Annotated in this window: 20 protein-coding genes; all 20 read right to left on the bottom strand. The window is 36.5% G+C overall.

The window, feature by feature from the left end:
- Positions 1–8: 8 nt before the first annotated feature.
- The 20 genes from NYE67_RS11280 to NYE67_RS11375 all read right to left on the bottom strand — a co-directional run bounded on the left by NYE67_RS11280 (position 9) and on the right by NYE67_RS11375 (position 16,853).
- Positions 9–1,178: a thiolase family protein gene (locus NYE67_RS11280; RefSeq protein ID WP_340730117.1), complete on the bottom strand. Its 1,170-nt coding sequence runs from the start codon at positions 1,176–1,178 to the stop codon at positions 9–11.
- Complete coding sequence (locus NYE67_RS11285; protein WP_340728211.1) at positions 1,175–1,621, bottom strand: MaoC/PaaZ C-terminal domain-containing protein; 447 nt, start codon at positions 1,619–1,621, stop codon at positions 1,175–1,177. The genes NYE67_RS11280 and NYE67_RS11285 overlap by 4 nt, the downstream gene beginning before the upstream one ends.
- On the bottom strand, positions 1,618–2,067 hold the full coding sequence (locus NYE67_RS11290; RefSeq protein WP_340730118.1) for a MaoC family dehydratase N-terminal domain-containing protein: 450 nt from the start codon (positions 2,065–2,067) through the stop codon (positions 1,618–1,620). Before NYE67_RS11290 ends, NYE67_RS11285 begins: the two co-directional genes overlap by 4 nt.
- A 16-nt stretch (positions 2,068–2,083) precedes the next feature.
- Entirely contained in the window at positions 2,084–2,848 is a 765-nt protein-coding gene (locus NYE67_RS11295) for an SDR family NAD(P)-dependent oxidoreductase (RefSeq protein WP_191701518.1), read from the bottom strand.
- 55 nt (positions 2,849–2,903) lie between these two features.
- Positions 2,904–4,079 carry an acyl-CoA dehydrogenase family protein gene (locus NYE67_RS11300; protein WP_340730119.1) on the bottom strand — a complete coding sequence of 392 codons (1,176 nt, stop codon included), beginning with the start codon at positions 4,077–4,079 and terminating at the stop codon, positions 2,904–2,906.
- Between the two features lie 32 nt (positions 4,080–4,111).
- A complete protein-coding gene (locus tag NYE67_RS11305; protein ID WP_340730120.1) occupies positions 4,112–5,731 on the bottom strand; it encodes a long-chain-fatty-acid--CoA ligase in 1,620 nt (539 codons plus the stop codon).
- Positions 5,728–6,498 carry an SDR family oxidoreductase gene (locus NYE67_RS11310; RefSeq protein ID WP_340730121.1) on the bottom strand — a complete coding sequence of 257 codons (771 nt, stop codon included), beginning with the start codon at positions 6,496–6,498 and terminating at the stop codon, positions 5,728–5,730. Before NYE67_RS11310 ends, NYE67_RS11305 begins: the two co-directional genes overlap by 4 nt.
- Before the next feature lie 75 nt (positions 6,499–6,573).
- The gene (locus NYE67_RS11315; protein WP_340728774.1) at positions 6,574–7,548 is read right to left on the bottom strand and encodes a quinone oxidoreductase family protein; all 975 of its coding nucleotides are present in this window, start codon (positions 7,546–7,548) and stop codon (positions 6,574–6,576) included.
- A 50-nt stretch (positions 7,549–7,598) separates the two neighbouring features.
- A complete protein-coding gene (locus NYE67_RS11320) occupies positions 7,599–8,165 on the bottom strand; it encodes a TetR/AcrR family transcriptional regulator (RefSeq protein ID WP_340728215.1) in 567 nt (188 codons plus the stop codon).
- A gap of 284 nt (positions 8,166–8,449) precedes the next feature.
- On the bottom strand, positions 8,450–9,127 hold the full coding sequence (locus NYE67_RS11325; RefSeq protein ID WP_340730122.1) for an ABC transporter ATP-binding protein: 678 nt from the start codon (positions 9,125–9,127) through the stop codon (positions 8,450–8,452).
- Positions 9,128–10,249 (bottom strand): ABC transporter permease, encoded by a 1,122-nt coding sequence (locus NYE67_RS11330; protein ID WP_340730123.1) that lies wholly within the window; start codon positions 10,247–10,249, stop codon positions 9,128–9,130.
- Between the two features lie 398 nt (positions 10,250–10,647).
- Entirely contained in the window at positions 10,648–11,526 is an 879-nt protein-coding gene (locus tag NYE67_RS11335) for a hypothetical protein (protein WP_340730124.1), read from the bottom strand.
- A gap of 368 nt (positions 11,527–11,894) precedes the next feature.
- Positions 11,895–12,419 (bottom strand): GNAT family N-acetyltransferase, encoded by a 525-nt coding sequence (locus tag NYE67_RS11340; RefSeq protein ID WP_340730125.1) that lies wholly within the window; start codon positions 12,417–12,419, stop codon positions 11,895–11,897.
- Positions 12,420–12,440: 21 nt separating this feature from the next.
- Positions 12,441–12,917, bottom strand: a complete 477-nt coding sequence (locus NYE67_RS11345; protein ID WP_340730126.1) for a GNAT family N-acetyltransferase — start codon at positions 12,915–12,917, stop codon at positions 12,441–12,443.
- Positions 12,918–13,010: 93 nt separating this feature from the next.
- Positions 13,011–13,841 (bottom strand): DUF2268 domain-containing putative Zn-dependent protease, encoded by an 831-nt coding sequence (locus tag NYE67_RS11350; RefSeq protein WP_340730127.1) that lies wholly within the window; start codon positions 13,839–13,841, stop codon positions 13,011–13,013.
- 56 nt (positions 13,842–13,897) lie between these two features.
- On the bottom strand, positions 13,898–14,446 hold the full coding sequence (locus tag NYE67_RS11355) for an NUDIX hydrolase (protein WP_340730128.1): 549 nt from the start codon (positions 14,444–14,446) through the stop codon (positions 13,898–13,900).
- A 74-nt stretch (positions 14,447–14,520) separates the two neighbouring features.
- On the bottom strand, positions 14,521–15,219 hold the full coding sequence (locus tag NYE67_RS11360; RefSeq protein WP_340730129.1) for a Type 1 glutamine amidotransferase-like domain-containing protein: 699 nt from the start codon (positions 15,217–15,219) through the stop codon (positions 14,521–14,523).
- Positions 15,220–15,326: 107 nt separating this feature from the next.
- Positions 15,327–15,731 (bottom strand): NUDIX domain-containing protein, encoded by a 405-nt coding sequence (locus NYE67_RS11365; protein ID WP_340730130.1) that lies wholly within the window; start codon positions 15,729–15,731, stop codon positions 15,327–15,329.
- 217 nt (positions 15,732–15,948) lie between these two features.
- Entirely contained in the window at positions 15,949–16,230 is a 282-nt protein-coding gene (locus tag NYE67_RS11370) for a hypothetical protein (protein ID WP_340730131.1), read from the bottom strand.
- Between the two features lie 95 nt (positions 16,231–16,325).
- Positions 16,326–16,853 carry a DUF3841 domain-containing protein gene (locus NYE67_RS11375; RefSeq protein WP_340730132.1) on the bottom strand — a complete coding sequence of 176 codons (528 nt, stop codon included), beginning with the start codon at positions 16,851–16,853 and terminating at the stop codon, positions 16,326–16,328.
- Between the last annotated feature and the right edge of the window lie 53 nt (positions 16,854–16,906).

Consider the following 16,906-nt stretch of genomic DNA (forward strand, 5'->3'; position numbering starts at 1 on the left):
AGAATTGACTACCCCTCTCGTTCAATGATCGTCGCAATTCCTTGCCCGCCACCGATACATGCAGTAATGAGTGCATATCTTCCGCCTGACCGCTTTAATTCGTAAATTGCTTTTGTCATTAAAATAGCTCCCGTGGCACCTAGAGGATGTCCATGTGCAATTGCCCCACCGTTAACATTTACTTTTTGCGCGTCCATGTTTAGTTCCTTATCACAAGCAAGAACTTGTGAAGCAAACGCTTCGTTTATTTCTATTAAATCCATATCCTCTAATGTTAAGCCAGCCTTCTCTAATACTTTTTTTGTTGCAGGTACTGGTCCGATTCCCATAATATTTGGATCAACCCCGGCAACTGCCTGTGCTCGAACGACTGCTAAAGGAGTTATTCCTAACTGATTTGCTTTTTCTCGAGACATTATAACAACGACTGAGGCAGCATCATTTAAACCTGAACTACTACCTGCAGTAACAGTACCACCATTCAAAAATACTGCCGGTAATTTTTCTAATCCTTCTTTGGTCGTTTCTGGACGAGGATGTTCATCCACTTTAAACTCAATTGGTTCACCTTTTCGAGTAGGTATATAAATCGGTACAATTTGCTCTTCAAATCGGCCTTCTTCCATCGCTCTAGCCATCTTTTGTTGGCTTTGTAGAGAAAATGCATCTTGTTCTTCCCTACTAATGTTATATTTCTCAACTAAGTTTTCCGCTGTAATCCCCATAGGTGGATCACCAATTTCTTTTGGAGCTAATTGAGACTTTCGGAAGCGAGGGAGTGTAGGGCTATAAGCTTTTTCTGGACGGTCCATTAAATAAGGAGCACGGCTCATACTCTCCACTCCACCTGCTACAAAAATATCTCCATCGCCTGCCCAAATTGCCTGTGCAGCTAGATTAATCGCATTAATGCCAGACCCACATTGACGGTCTACAGTTAACCCGGGCATTTCAGTAAATAGACCTGTTTGCAAAGCTGTTAATCTAGCAATATTTCCACCACCACTTAGTACATTGCCTAAAATAACGTCATCAACCATATCAGCCGTAACATTTGCACGCTTTAGCGCCTCTTTCATCACTTCTGCTCCAAAAACATGAGCAGGAATAGATGCAAGTGCGCCACCTTGCCTGCCGATTGCTGTTCTTACTGCGGAAACAATTACAGCCTCTCTCACACATTCATCCTCCCTTTTAATTCATCTGAAAATTCAGAAACATTATGACATAAAAATTTTACAGATCCATTCATAACTTCCTTTTGGTGTTGATTGATTGCTGCAACTTCAAACACCATTTCACTTGAATGATGGTCTTGTAAAGTTGCCTTTAATGTAATGCGGTCATCTATAAATACCATGCCTTTAAAACGGATGGCGAAATCTTGAATAAAACCTTCCTCAACGTAAGGTGTAAATAACTTTGCTAAATTACCCATCGTCCACATTCCATGCGCTATAATGCCTGGTAAACCTGCTTTCTTCGCCTCATCATCAATTGTATGAATAGGATTGAAGTCACCAGATGCGCCTGCATATTTAATCAAGTCAAGTCTATTCACCGGCTGTATTTCAATAGAAGGTAATGAATCGCCTGGCTTTAAGTTCGTAATATATATCAAGCACCCATCCCCTTTCTCACTGCTTCATTAATGATGAGAATACGATCTTCGCTGAAAATTAGGTTTTGATCTATATCTAAGCCTTCACGACGAATGACTAAAAAGCCCATTCTTCCATTACTCCCAGTTTTCTCATAGTAATCTTTCACTTCTGTAGAGCAATATAGTTCTTCTCCAACAAAAATAGGCCGTTCATAATGAAAGATTTGCTCTCCATGAATGAGTCCCTTTGCCGGTAGTTTTAAATTTGGAATCGTACCAAAATCAAGTGTAACTGGAAAGGTAGGTGGCGCAATATTTCGTTGATATTTTGAATTTTTCCCTGCTTCCTCGTCATAATAAATCGGAGCAAGATCATTAATGGCCTCTGCAAATTTTTTAACAGCACCTCGCTCAACTGTATTTTTAATTACAGCTGAGCGAGTTCCGATTGCTTCTTTAAACACTTAATCCCTCTTTTCTTTAAGTTCTAGGTCCTCCAGCAACATAAATAATTTGCCCACTTACAAAAGATGATTTTTCATCTGCAAAAAATAAGACTGCATTTGCAATATCTTCTGGTTTTCCGCTTCGTCCAACCGGAATTGCCTTAGTAGTAAATTCAACAAACTGATCAAAAGGAACGCCCATTCTTTCAGCAGTTGCTTTTGTCATATCTGTTTCAATAAAGCCTGGTGCAACAGCATTTACGGTTACACCATATCGACCTAGCTCTATTGCTAGCGTCTTAGTTAATCCTTGTAATCCTGCTTTCGCCGTCGAATAATTCGCCTGTCCGCGATTACCTAAAGCAGAAGTGGATGACAAGTTAATAATTCGGCCGTAATTTTGCTTCGTCATATAAGCTTGCGCAGCTCGAGAGGCGTAGAATGCACCTGTTAAATGAACATTCATAACAGTTAACCAATCTTCATCCGTCATTTTAAATACTAAGTTATCTCGAATAACTCCCGCATTGTTTACTAAAATATCAATCGAGCCGAACATTTCATAGACTTCTTTCATCGCCAACTCAACATCTTCACGATTGGCGACACTTCCGACTTTTGTATAAACTGAATAGCCCGCTTCTCTTAATTCACTAGCTGCACCTTCTAACGCTTCTTCATTCACATCAATAATTGCGACATTAGCCCCTTCTTGTGCGAATTGCTCTACAATCGCTCTACCGATTCCTCTGCTGCCACCTGTTACAAATGCTGTTTTTCCTTCAAATCTTTGTCCCACGACTATTCCTTCTTTCTCTATAAAAGTTTTTTGATTTCACAGCTCATTAATAGAGTTAAACATATTGGCCAACCTTAACGTTTCCTTTTAAGAGATTTCTTGAAATGATCATACGTTGTATTTCGTCTGTACCATCATAAATTCTCCAAAGTCTTGCTTCACGGTACCAGCGTTCAATCGGTAACTCTCTCGTATAGCCCATTCCACCATGAATTTGCAGTACTCGGTCTACTACTCTATTGCCCATATTGGCACCATATAATTTTGCCATTGATGCCAAGTGGCGATTATCCTCTCCTTGATCGAGAGTAAAGGCTGCATTAAGCACAAGCCATCTCGCTGCTTCAATTTCAACCGCTGAGTCGGCAATCGGCCATTGAATCGCTTGATTGTCTGCAATTGGTTTTCCAAATGTTTTACGTTCCTTCGAGTAATCGATGGCCATTTGCAGTAGACGTTCTGCCATTCCAACTGCTCGAGCACCTACTACCCATCGTGCAAAACCAATCCATTCTAGCCCCAATTTATAACCACCATTGATTTCACCTAAAATATTTTCTTCTGGAACACGAACATTATCAAACACTAAACCAGCAGGTCCCCATTCCCCCATTGTGTCGATATACTCTGATTTCCAGCCCATATCACGGTCTACGATGAAGCAAGTTACACCATCTCTACCAGTTTGTTTATGGAGCTCTCTATCAGTTATCGCAATAACCATTACGAAATCTGCTTCATTACCACCTGTAATAAACGTTTTTTCACCATTTAAGACCCACTCATTGCCATCTTTCACTGCAGTCATTTTAATATTTCTTGTATCGGACCCTGCATCTGGCTCTGTGATAGCAAAGCACGATTTTTTGTCCCCATTTATCGTCGGAATTAAGTACTTTTCCTTTTGGTAGTCGTTACCATAATATAGAATATTGTCTGCTGAACCGCCAAAACTAAAAGGTACAAATGTTTTCGAGATTTCCATTAAAACGAGCGCCATCATCATTTGGCCAAGGTCAGCACCACCATATTCTTCTGGCGTGTTAATACCCCAAAATCCAAATTCTTTCGCCTTTAAGCGTAGCTCTTTTAATTTTTCATTTGAAAGACCCGGTTTCCCTTCACGCTCGTTTTTCAGCACTTCATTTTCAAGAGGGATTAATTCCTCTTTCACAAATTTGCGGATAGTTTCCTGCACCATTTTTTGTTCATCAGTTAATCGTAAATACATATAATCACACTTCCGTTTCCATTAGATTTATATTAAACTTGATCACTTTGAGCATTGAATTGCGTTATTAAATTTCTTTTCAGTATTTTGCCAACAGCCGTTTTCGGTAACTCTTTAACGAATTGAATTTCTCTAGGAACCTTATATGCAGACAATTGAGTACGACAGAAATCAATGAGTTGGTCAGACGTTACATCCTGGCCTTCCTTCAGTACTACAATTGCTTTAATTGTCTCGCCGCGATATTCATGTGGAATACCTATAACCGCGACTTCAAGTACGGCAGGATGCTTATAAAGAATATTTTCAACCTCAATCGGATAAACGTTATATCCGCTCGCGATAATCATTTCTTTTTTACGTCCAACAATAAAGAAGAAGCCGTCCTCATCCATTTTTGCTAAATCCCCTGTATATAGCCAACCATCTCGTATCGCGATATTTGTTTCTTCAGGTCTGTTCCAGTAACCTTTCATCACCTGAGGACCCTTAATTACTAATTCTCCCACCTCTCCAACGGCAAGGGTTTGTTCTCCAGTTGCAATATCTACTATTCTCGCATCTGTATTTGGTATCGGAATGCCAATACTCCCCTTTTTCTGCAATCCATCAACAGGATTCCGGTGCGTAACAGGTGAAGCTTCAGATAGCCCATAACCTTCAGCAACTGAAGTACCGCTTATCTCGTTGAATTGATTAATAATCTCTATTGGTAAAGGTGCCGATCCACTCGAACATATATTAAAACAGCTCAGATCAAATTTTCTGACATTGTAATAATTTACGAGTGCAATGTACATCGTTGGAACGCCCGGAAATGATGTTGGCTTCGTTTTTTCAATGATGTCAATGACTTGCTCCACATCAAATTTAGGCACCAAAATCAAATTGCTGCCGAGATAGAACGTGACAGACATAGCACTCGTCATTCCATATACATGAAACAATGGCGATATAGTTAAAACACGCTCTTCCCCTTTTTTCACCTTAACAGTAGAAGTCGCTTCACTTTGAAGTGTGTTAGCAACGATATTAAAGTGGGTTAGCATTGCCCCTTTTGGTGTTCCGGTAGTTCCTCCCGTATATTGCAAAACTGCAACATCTTCAACTGGATTAATTTCTACAGTTTGTAATTCGCCATCATCTTCTATTAATAATTCATCCGGCAAGTAAGCGCTTTCTACAGAAACCGGGTAAACTTCTTGAATCGGTGTTTGCGCTCTAATTGCCTCTATTAAAGGTAGTAATTGATCCATTACAATGATTGCCTTTGCCCCAGAATCATTTAAAATATGGATTAATTCTGAAGCTTGATACATTGGATTTACTTGAACTACAATTCCACCACATGCTAGTATGCTGTAAAAACTTACAGGGTATTGAGGACAATTCGGAAGCATAATTGCAACCCGATCCCCTTTGCCAACACCACTTTTTGATAGACCTTTCGCAGCCTTTTTAATGTTATCGCTCAGTTCCTGATACGAGAAAGTTTTTCCATAAAACGTTATAGCCGTATGGTTTGAATAGGTTGCTACCGATTCATCTAACAGCTGCGGAAGCGAAATAATCGGTATTTCAATTTCTTTCGGATTTCCGGGTACAACATGCTCTAACCAAGGTCTCTCCACATTTGTTTTGCTTTGCGTCATAATGATCCACCCCCATCAATAGCTATTACTTGCCCTGTAATATAATCACTTGCTCTTCCCGCGAACAATATTGCTGTAGCCTTTAACGAATTCGTATCTCCCAGTTTATTCATTGGATTTTTTTCCTTAATACGATCGCCGCTTCGTTCAAGAATATGTTTGGTCATCGTCGTTTCGAAAAATCCAGGCGCAATGGCATTGACAGTCACACCATACTCCGCCCATTTACGTGCTAAATCCTTTGTAAAGTGATGTATTGCAGCTTTACTTGTGCTGTAACCAATGGCGTTTAACACTTCAGCAGGCTCCGCTTTTAAACCTGCGACAGAGCCAATATTAATGATTTTCCCGTATCCTTTTTCAATCATGTGATTGCCTACTGCTTTCGACATAAGGAAGGTGCCGGTAACATTGACGTTTAACACCTTTTGCCATGCTTCAAGTGGCATCTTCTCAGCCTTTTCTCCCCAAGTAGCCCCGCTATTATTTACTAAAATATCAATTTGACCAAAATCCGATACAACTTCATTTACAGTACTAATGACGTTTTCTTCGTTACCTACATCACATACATAAGCTCTTGCTTGCACCGAATACTTATTTTGGATATAGTCTACGGTTTCTTGGCAATTGCTTAATTTACGGGAACAAATCGCAATATTGGCACCATGCTCTGCAAATGCTTCTGCGATATCCCTCCCTAATCCTCTTCCTCCACCTGTAATAAGAGCTGTACGTCCACTTAAGTCAAACAAAGATTGATCCATATATTCGCTCCCATCTCATAAAAATGAGTAAATACTAATCGGTTAGTATGTCGTGCGTAAATAAAAACAATTTTTTTAGGGTGTAAGAATTAACTTTCCAACTGTTTTTCTTCCTTGAAGTAATTGGTGAACTAATGAAGCCTCTTCTAATCGATAAATACCGCCGATTGTTAATTTAAGCTTTCCGCTATCAACGAAATTCAATAATTCTGTAAAGCTACGTTGGTATAACTCTGGTTGACTCATGATTTGTGGGAGGAAGAAACCAATAACAGAATGGTTACGACGCATAAGCTGGGCTGCATCAAGTGTTGACATTTCACCACTCGCTCTTCCAAATATCACTAAACGTCCGAATGGTGCCAGGCATTTAAATGTCTTTTCAAAAATATCTCCGCCCACCATTTCAAGAGCGATATCGACACCTTTTCCTCCAGTAAATTCACGTACCTTTTCTTCCCATCCCGGTTCCGTATAATTGACAAGGTAATCTGCACCTAGATTCTTTGCATGTAAAAGTTTTTCCTCAGTACTAGCTGTTGCAATAACTTTGCCCGCGCCAAATAATTTTGCTAACTGTACCGCAAGTGCGCCTACACCGCCCGCAGCTGCATGGACAAGAACAGTTTCACCTTTTTCCAGACGTCCCATTGTCTTTAAAATGTGGTACGCTGTTTGACCTTGTAAAGGTAGGGCTACAGCATCCGAATATTCAACACCATTTGGTATTTCAGTAAGGACCCTTTCATGAACGCTAACAAATTGTGCGTAAGCCCCTGACTCTATAAGTGACACAACACGCATACCAGGCTTTAATCTTTTTACATCTTTCCCAACCGCAACTACTTCACCTGCTACCTCTGCACCTGGTATAAATGGCAGTTTTGTTGGAACAACATACTTCCCTTCTCTTCTAGCAGTATCTGCATAATTTACTCCAATAGCTTTTACTTCTACTAAAACCTCTTGATCACCAATTTCAGGCCTTTCAATATCTATGAAATTTAAAACATCAGGCCCCCCATATTCAGTGAATTGAATTGCTTTCATTGTTTTGGCATGAACTGTCGACATATAATACCTCCGATTTAAATACTTTCTTACCTTTGTAAACTTATTCCATACAACACAAAGTCCACATATTTCTCAGCTAACTCTTCAACCGATACTTCTCCCTCGGGATTAAACCAGTTATAACTCCAATTCGTAACTCCTAAAATAGCCAAGGCAATCATTTTAGGATCGATACTTTCTCGAAACTCACCCGATTTAATCCCTTCACTTAATACAGCTTCAATATTCAGGCGAAACTCTTCTCTTTTTTTCTTAACTTTTTTGGCATTCTCTGGTGTTAAATTCCGCATTTCTCGGAAATAAACGCGACCATTCGCCCTTTGATTTTTAATATCTAAAATAACAAGTGATACAATGCCAATAATCTTTTCGCGACAATTTTTCGTGCTCTCAATAATTACTTTTTGTCGGGTTAATAAATCATCAATATATCTAAGGTGAATCTCCATCAGCAGAATTTCTTTGCTCGTAAAATAATAATAAAAAGTACCTTTCGTAACGCCTAGTGCATCTACAATGTCTTGTATGGATGTTTCGCTAAATCCTTTTTCCTGAAAAAGCTTAATGCTTTGTTTTGTTATTTTTTCTTTCAACTTAACAACAAACCCTTTCTCTCTATTTACGTTACTTAAGCTCCTAGGTACTCTCTTCTTTCACCAAATTCTTCTAATACTGACCGCTCAGTATCTTCCGGATAATTAGTTATATGATTGAAAAGTTGAAAATATTAATATTTTTTTATCTATTTCTAAAGTTATTTTTGAAAGAATCTATGAAAAGCCCTATATATGCGTGATACTTAATAAAAAATATTAATTTTAAGTGAAAAAAAATAGCTTATGAAAATCAAAAATGATTTCATAAGCTATTTTTCTTATTAATTTTGTAGCGTTAATACGCCGTCTTCCATGCGGTACACTTTATCACAAAACTCCAGCATACGCTCATCATGGGTTACCATAACGGCTGCTTTATTACGTTCTTTTACTTCATATCGAATTTGTTTCACTACTTCAAATGCACGGTTAGAGTCTAAACTTGCTGTCGGTTCGTCTGCCAAAATAACGTTTGAGTTGTTAACAAATGCACGAGCGATCGCAACACGTTGACGTTCTCCCCCTGATAATTCATTCGGGAACTTCGCTAATTTTTGCCCTAAACCTAAGTCTTTTAGTAACGCTTTCGCGAATTTCTCTTCTTTAGTAGTTACTTTGCCTTTCATCTTACATACAAGCAGCAATTGATCCAATACATTTAAATACGGAATTAAGTTTGACGTTTGTAAGATGAAGCCGATGTCTGTTAAACGGAATGAAGAAAGTTCTTTTTCTTTCATTTGCCCAATATTTGTATTATTTACTAATACTTCACCTTTAGAAGGTTGCAGAAGCGCACCAGCGATCGATAACAATGTACTTTTCCCTGAACCGGATGGACCAATAATAGCGATGAATTCACCAGGATTTACAGATAGTGAAACATTTTTTAATGCATCAACTGTTGAGTCGCCTTCTTTAAATGATTTTGTAACATTTTTTAATACTAAACCAGTCATTTATTCCACTCTCCCAATCGCTGTTAATGGATCGATTTTCGTTACTTGACGAGCTGAAATTACGGAACCTAAAACAGAAACAATTAGTAAGACAACGGCATAAATCAGTACCATTTTAAAGTCTAAGTTAAATGGCATTCCTTCTGGGAAAACTAAAGCCGTTAAATATGTCAATCCGATACCAGCGATAATGCTTCCTAATGATAAGACAAATACTTGTGAGATAATTGAATTTTTAATAAAACGGTCTGAAGCACCAATTGCTTTCATAACACCGAATTGTTGTGTTTTTTGTAAGATGAATACATAGAAGAATACAGCGATAATTACTGCTGAGATGGCAAACAAGAATGCCAACATCATATAAATTGTTGCACTTTCTTCTTTATAGCCAGGCATCCCCATAATAGCGTCTGATTTTGTTACCGTTTCAATTGCATCATAGTTACTTGCAATCGCATCTGCATCTACATTTTCACCTTGTAGCGCAATCATAGCTACTGGGCTTTCTAACCCGTTGTCTGAGCCAGGTGCTGCGAATGCATAACTTTGCCAAGTTTCAACGTTTGCAAATACTGTTGGTAAATGGTTAAAAGTTTCACCTTTTGTAATACCAACAACCTCTAACGTAATGTCAGAAGATGTTACTTCGAATTTATCACCAATTGAATAGCCTTTATCTGCTAAAGATTCGTCGATAACGACACCGAATAAATTGTCATTTGAAAGCTGTTTACCTTCAATTACTTTTGGCTCGATGAATTTCCCTGGTTCAATCCCTAAAAAGGCTACGTCTTCATTTACTTTTGAGTCTGTAATCTTAGGGTTGTGTACGATAATTGTAGATTGTCCAAATTTCGCTGCTTCTTTGACACCGTATTTACCTTCGATATCATCTGCAATTGCTCCAGACACTTTCGTTTTCATCATCGTTCCTTCAGAACCCTCTTCATAAATGAAAAGATCCCCATCAATATTTTTCATCGTTGCCGCTGCTAATGTAGATAATCCATTACCTAGGCCCGACAAAATAAAAACAAGCCATGCGATTAGCATGATAATAGCGCCAATCATTGCAAAACGAGTTTTTGAATGTTTCATTTCTTTTATTGCTAAAAACATTCTTAGTTCCCCCTATAATATGTCGATTAGAAATAGATTATACGAAAATAAGTTATCCATACTTTAAAAACTATCTTTATATAATAAAATTCTCTAAAAAACTAAAAATAGCTTTATCGAGTTTGGATAAAAACATTCACTTTATCTACTTCTCTTACAGAAGTATAGCTCGCCAATATAAACTTTATATAAACTTTTCGACATTAAATAAGATAATTCTAAAATAACAACTATAGAATGATTTCCAGTATATACATTATATTGGTATACTTTTAATACGTTGTATATTTACTCTAAAACCTTCTTTCATGGAAGAATTTAGCGAGTGATAAATCATAAAAATAACGCTCCCCTGTTAATCAAGAGAGCGTTTGTGTTATTTATTTTAATGTAAAAAGTTACTTCTCTAATACTTGACGATAGTTCATTCTTCTTAAATGTTCCCACTCTTTATACAAGCTTGATTCCGTAAGTATCTTCCATGGATTGAACATCGTTTGGCCATGTTTATTAAAATATAACCCTTCCCCAATATAATAAGCAGCATGTTGGATGATGTCATGATCATCCTTCCAAATGATAACGTCCCCTTGTTGCAATTCTTCATCTAAGAACTCCTCAAAATGATATTGGGTTAGCATTTCAAGAAACGTATTCTGATGAATCCATTCATATATAAACCACTCTTGTTTCCCTTTTGAAATAGCAAACAAAACTGCTGCTAAACAATTGGCGCCTTGGTGATGACCAAAGGTATTGGCAAATGGTAATAGAAAATTAGGTAATGTCTTTGGTAGCTCCTCACATTCACCTTTATCCCACCATTCAAAAACCATTGTTGTTAATATCTGTTCTTTTGTAGCTTCATCTAGCTTTTCCCACATGGAGCGCTGAATGACAACGTTTCCCTTTATCACAAAACTTGAAGGTATTTTTTCTATCTCATGTATAAAGGAGACAGGAAGTACAAGTCCTCTTTCACAAAGTACTTGGGAATTTAGAATTAATTGTCTTTGCTCTTCAGGTAACCTTTCAATCCATTCGCTCTCAGCTATAATTACGTATTGGGCATTTTTTATATTCCAATATTCATAACTGTTTACATAATTTAATTGGCCATATGAATTGTGATTAAAAAACTCATCTATTGGCATTAATAGCACGTCTTTAACATCAATTTTATTTAGTATTTCTTTCGATAGAAAAAATAAATCTTTTTCTGGTACATATTTATCTATCCATGAAAGCAAGACTTTTTTTGTCGGCTTTATTCTCATTATGTGATCCTCCAAGTTAAACTTTTCTGCCTTTTTGACCTATTAATAGAATCCACTCGTTAATTGGTTACTTGTTATCTAATTTTCTTTCAAGCAATTAGCTGAGCAAAAAATAAGCGGAGGATTTCCTGTTATTTGGTAGATTCTAAGTATTTCAGGGAAAATAAGGGGAGAATTTCCGCTTATCTACAACAAAATCGTAAAATTTTATGCTTTTTTAATAAATAGACGGAATTTCTCCCTCTATTTTGGTTGTTTTTTTCTATATTTTTCAAATAAGCGGATTTTCTCCGTCTATTTTTGTCGCTTAACCTGATCTCCTCAGCTTTATATAACTCATCCCAAGCGAGAGTTCTTTCCGAGAAATCCTATTCCACTATGGTTTCTGTTAATTTCTTATCCAGTTTTCTTATCGCATGCACCGAATTATCCTGAATAATGCCTGTTTCTACAAAACCTAATGAAGCGTATAATTCTTTAGCTACAATATTATCTTTATGATAAAAAAGGTCTACCTGCTGTGCTTCCCCATTTGGGATCTTCTCAATATCCGCCAACATTTTTTCAAAGGCATGTTTGCCATATCCTTTCCCCTGATACCGCTTATCAATCATAAAATGCCAAATGAAATAGGTCTTCTCCCCATAAAAATCTTCATTTTGAAATGATTCATGATCTGTCGTGTCGTAAATATACATCAAAAATCCCACCATACTATCATCAGCATAAATAGCTAATGGAGTCGCTGGTATACCATCTGTGTTTAACATATGAGCGTCTGCGAAACATCTAAGGTTAGTAGTTTCTAATATAAATTCCTTTTGGTTTTCTCCAACATCAAGCGCTATTACTTCATCTATGTTATCCCCGTCTATTTTTCGTAATTCGATCATTTTTTTATCTCCTCTTCGAAATTAGAGTGTTAATACGGTTATTGGCTCGTTGTCGCAAATTTCTCCGTTCTCTCGAAAACCAAAACTCTCATACAGCTTTTTAGCCGCGAAGTTATCCCTCCCGTATGGAATCCAGCAGTAACGTGCAGGTCCAGATGGAAAGGTACGTATATATTCCAAGATCGCTTTCATAGCTTCCCGACCATAGCCCCGATTCTGATATCGCTTATCAATCATCAGTCGCAATATACAATAGCTGTCATCTACAATTGATGGAAGTTCGTATCCAGTAATTCCATAAGTCAGCATAACAAAACCGACTGGCTGCTCATCTGCGTATATAGCAAATGGCAAGGGATGTCCCCCGTTAGTTGCAAGGACATAACAAGAAGCCATGCTTGATAAATTAGAAGCAACAAAGCGGCGCTGATCTTCTGAAACTTCTAAATTAAATATAGCCCGACGATTTTCCAATGTGATTTTTCTAAGCTCAACCATATTTCATTACCCCCTCCATTTTAATTACTTTCAGTGTACTGCCTTGTTATCTTAGGAAAAGTAGGTTTCTTAAAGTAAAGATTCCTTTAAAGATTAAGACATCCTATTTTGCAAAGGTTTTAAATTATAAGAAAGTAGAAGTTCTTCAGCATCTATTTCAAATAATTGATTTAAGTGTTCAATTGGATTACGTATTAAATAATCTTTTACAGCATTATAAGCAAATGAGTAACCCGCCAGATAAGGAATATGTTTTTTTAAATCACCAAAACAAAGAGGTCCTTTTACTTTGTCATCGGTAGAATGTAAAAGGCTTTTTGCTTCTGAAATATAACGTTCCTCAACCTCTAGCGTAAAACTATCTTTCCACCATCGTTTATCTTCAAAAAGTTGTAAACTAAAATATTCAGCAGTACCCTCCATTTTATACCAATCCTTTAAAGGGAAATGGTCAACTGTTAACTGGTAAATTGGATTTTCAGGAGATGCATGATGTAATTCGTGTGCTAGTAGATAACGTAAAAATGAAATATCCGGATTCGGTGGTATAGCAATCCAAATACTTTTTTTGCTATTTGTAAAGCCATTTATCCAAACAGATTGTTCCAAATTTTTAAACCAAGGAAAAGGAAGAGCAGGAACAATTGAAATTTGCAGTTGTTCATCTAATTCAATATATTCTTTTACTATTTGTACGGTCTCTCTAACTACCTCTTGAGTTTTTTCCTTATCCCAGCTATAAGAAAGTATTTCCTCTGTGGATAAATCTAAAAATTTAAAGAGCTGAAAGCGAAGTGCAATGTCTTTCCATTCTGTCATCCAGCTATTTGGGGTGATTGTTGCTTCAATAATATTACTTAAATATAATTCAGGATTATTTTTATTCTTAAGTAACAGTTCAGGCGTTAATTGTAAAATTTTCATTTTTACCTTCCCCTCTAATTAGGCCATCCGCTTAATAAGAATCTTTGAATTTCCAATTACCTTTCCATAAGGTACATTTTCGCCATCAAATAAGCATGTGCTGTAAACAGTTGTGTTTTCATCTTTTTCTCTTGAATTAACTTTCCCATATCATTAAAATCTATTAATTTAACAGTTACCTCTTCAGTATCATCTAACTCCTGTTCAAATTCTTTAAAGGCATCGAGAATTAGATAAGAAATTACTTTGTTATTTTGTGTGGCTGGATTAACCATGTATTCTCCCAAATAGATAGGTTTTTTCACCGAAATATAACCTGTTTCTTCTATTACTTCCCGAATGATCCCTTCCTCGTATGTTTCATTTTCTTCAATTTTTCCAGCAGGGACTTCTAGGAAAAAGTCTTCTCCTGCGTAACGATACTGTTCAACAAGTACAATCTGATTCTCTTTTGTGATAACCACTGCATTTACCCAATCAGAATATTCATTTACATAATAATCATCGATCACAATCCCATTCGGAAGCTCACATTGATCTTTTCTAATGTTTCCGAATGGACTTTTATGTATATAATCTGATTTTAATGTTTTCCATTGATCCATAATTTTCCCCTTTGTACGTTTTAAATTATTACTTCGATTGTGGAAGACTTTATTTCTAAAAAAATTGCGTTAGTTCAATAAACACCTAAAAATTCTGTAGGAAGTTCTGTTTCTATAACCTTAGTGTCAAAAGAAACGCTATAAGCCTTGGCACTAGGCCTTGAGCTCACTATTTTACTAATCCCTTGCTCCGTGTAATGAATAGCAACCCCATCATCTGCAGCAATACCTGATTGTATTTTTTTAGATTCAACAAGTTTGTGAAAAGCAGATCTTCTTTCTACCTCGCCATCGTAATGCGGGCAGTTACTCCCCTGGATCAAGCCCAAACAATTAATTGGTTCAAGTCCATCCCCAAACGAGTCTGTAACTCCTTCTTCAAACCAACAAATGGAACCTGCACTTACCCCTGCTAAAATAACACCTTGATCCCACGCTTTTCTTAAAATATTATCTAAACCCCATTCTTTCCATAAAGCTAAAAGGTTTTTAGTATTTCCCCCACCAACATAAATAATGTCTTTTTCTAATATAAAACTCTCAAGGTCCCTTGTTGGGGGTGCAAATAAAGATAAATGGGATGGCTCACAATCTAGTTGATTAAAAAAGTTATAATACCTTGATATATAATTGTCAGAATCTCCACTTGCAGTAGGGACAAAGCAAATTTGTGGGTTAGCTTTCTTTGCTTGTTTTAATATATAAAGATCTAACAATGGATTATCTGGTTCCATTGAAAATCCCCCACCACCAAGAGCAATAATTTGTCTCATTTACGAAAATCCTTTCTACAATAAAATGTTCATTAACTCGATTACTTCAAATATTGAAAATCATTATTCTATATTACTCCACTTTAGAAGCTAAAAAGTTTCTTGTTTCAAGAATTTAAACTTAATAATAATTTCTCAATAATTTCTTGATCCTCAGGATAAGCATGTATTATATTTGAAATTTCACAGCTATTTATCCATGATATTTCTTCAATTTCATCATCAGGATCTTGATATTGAATTGCCCTACCTGTAATTTCACATAAGAAATATTGTGTTGTGACTTTATAATCTTTGATAATGGTGTTCTTCGTATGTAATGCTTTCACTACCTTAGCTTCATAACCCGTTTCTTCTGAAATTTCACGTATACACGTTTCCTTTGCTGTTTCGTCAACCTCTACTTCACCTGAAGGAACACTCCAACTATTTGAATTCTTTGCCCTTACCATTAGTACACTATTATCTTTAATGACAATAGCGGATGCCCCATTCCAAATCTTATATTGCATTAAGGATAACCTCCATTACCTCACATTATCTTCCATCGCCTTTACATATTAAAAGAACCCACTCCTCACTAAGTTTATTACCATAAATTGTAACTTTTTTCTCTATTTTATTCAATGATAATAACTAGCTGTACGTGTGGGTCTTAATTATTGCAAAACAACCTGCATACAAAAAAAAACGAACTTCTATAAAGTCCGCTTGTAGTAGAAAAATTATTTACTTAAAATATTCTCTATATGCTGTGATAAAAGCTTCTGGTGAAGATTTCACATTATACGTATATACACCTAGTAACGTGTGTAAATAGAGAATACCACCTTGATTTCCAATTTCCCGAAAAGAAAAATCCGTTACCACCTTAATCGGAAACTCCCTATGCTGTGTAATTACCTTATCAATGTATAAGAAAATAATTCGTTCATGTTCAATTTCAACCTGTTCAATACCTGTTACTTTTCTTTCTACTTTTATATAAGGATGTTGCGCTATCAAGCTCATATGGTCCTCCTAAAACATAGACTTATTCCCATTATCTTATCACAAACAGAATATTTAGTTCCGATTCACATATCTATCCAAATTATAAAAAAATCCTATTTCGCAATAAATCGTTCTACTTTGACAATTTGATCCATTGTAATTTTTGGAGTAACACCTTGCATCCATTCATCATTGAAATCACCAGCCCATTCTTTAGGGCGACTTGCAAGCCAATCCATATCAAATAACCTCTCCCATGTATCTTTTACATCTTGTATAGCAAAATCACTTTTTTCAAATTCTTCCCATTCCATTTCATCAAATGTGATTGGACTTTCGTTTAAGATAGTATGCCATTCTTCAAATGGCGACCAAAGAATGCTTTCTTGGGGGATATCTAACTTTAAAATGACGCCTTTTGTTCCCTTTTTAAAAAGTGCCTTTTCATTGCGATTAACTCGACGTTCCCATACCCATATTGGCGGTACCTCGCTTTTATAATTAGGAAGCCGCTTTTCCATTTGCTCCATCATCCACTGATATTCCTCTGGAAATATTGAGTATTTAATATCTCCAGTTAAGTAACCCTGTTCTCGCATTAATTTATAGGCTGATAGTTTTTGTACGGTATAAACAATCATAACTTTCTCCTTTGTATGTAGCTTAATGTTCTATTAGTACTATGTCTATTAAT

It is taken from the genome of Solibacillus sp. FSL W8-0474 (genome assembly GCF_038004065.1).
Classification (GTDB): Bacteria; Bacillota; Bacilli; order Bacillales_A; family Planococcaceae; genus Solibacillus; species Solibacillus faecavium.

Excerpts from the sequence above, each read along its gene's own strand:
- NYE67_RS11300 (WP_340730119.1), bottom strand. The coding sequence starts at position 4,079 with ATGTATTTACGATTAACTGATGAACAAAAAATGGTGCAGGAAACTATC.
- NYE67_RS11305 (WP_340730120.1), bottom strand. The coding sequence starts at position 5,731 with ATGACGCAAAGCAAAACAAATGTGGAGAGACCTTGGTTAGAGCATGTT.
- NYE67_RS11310 (WP_340730121.1), bottom strand. The coding sequence starts at position 6,498 with ATGGATCAATCTTTGTTTGACTTAAGTGGACGTACAGCTCTTATTACA.
- NYE67_RS11315 (WP_340728774.1), bottom strand. The coding sequence starts at position 7,548 with ATGAAAGCAATTCAATTCACTGAATATGGGGGGCCTGATGTTTTAAAT.
- NYE67_RS11325 (WP_340730122.1), bottom strand. The coding sequence starts at position 9,127 with ATGACTGGTTTAGTATTAAAAAATGTTACAAAATCATTTAAAGAAGGC.
- NYE67_RS11330 (WP_340730123.1), bottom strand. The coding sequence starts at position 10,249 with ATGTTTTTAGCAATAAAAGAAATGAAACATTCAAAAACTCGTTTTGCA.
- NYE67_RS11335 (WP_340730124.1), bottom strand. The coding sequence starts at position 11,526 with ATGAGAATAAAGCCGACAAAAAAAGTCTTGCTTTCATGGATAGATAAA.
- NYE67_RS11340 (WP_340730125.1), bottom strand. The coding sequence starts at position 12,419 with ATGATCGAATTACGAAAAATAGACGGGGATAACATAGATGAAGTAATA.
- NYE67_RS11345 (WP_340730126.1), bottom strand. The coding sequence starts at position 12,917 with ATGGTTGAGCTTAGAAAAATCACATTGGAAAATCGTCGGGCTATATTT.
- NYE67_RS11350 (WP_340730127.1), bottom strand. The coding sequence starts at position 13,841 with ATGAAAATTTTACAATTAACGCCTGAACTGTTACTTAAGAATAAAAAT.
- NYE67_RS11355 (WP_340730128.1), bottom strand. The coding sequence starts at position 14,446 with ATGGATCAATGGAAAACATTAAAATCAGATTATATACATAAAAGTCCA.
- NYE67_RS11360 (WP_340730129.1), bottom strand. The coding sequence starts at position 15,219 with ATGAGACAAATTATTGCTCTTGGTGGTGGGGGATTTTCAATGGAACCA.
- NYE67_RS11365 (WP_340730130.1), bottom strand. The coding sequence starts at position 15,731 with ATGCAATATAAGATTTGGAATGGGGCATCCGCTATTGTCATTAAAGAT.
- NYE67_RS11370 (WP_340730131.1), bottom strand. The coding sequence starts at position 16,230 with ATGAGCTTGATAGCGCAACATCCTTATATAAAAGTAGAAAGAAAAGTA.
- NYE67_RS11375 (WP_340730132.1), bottom strand. The coding sequence starts at position 16,853 with ATGATTGTTTATACCGTACAAAAACTATCAGCCTATAAATTAATGCGA.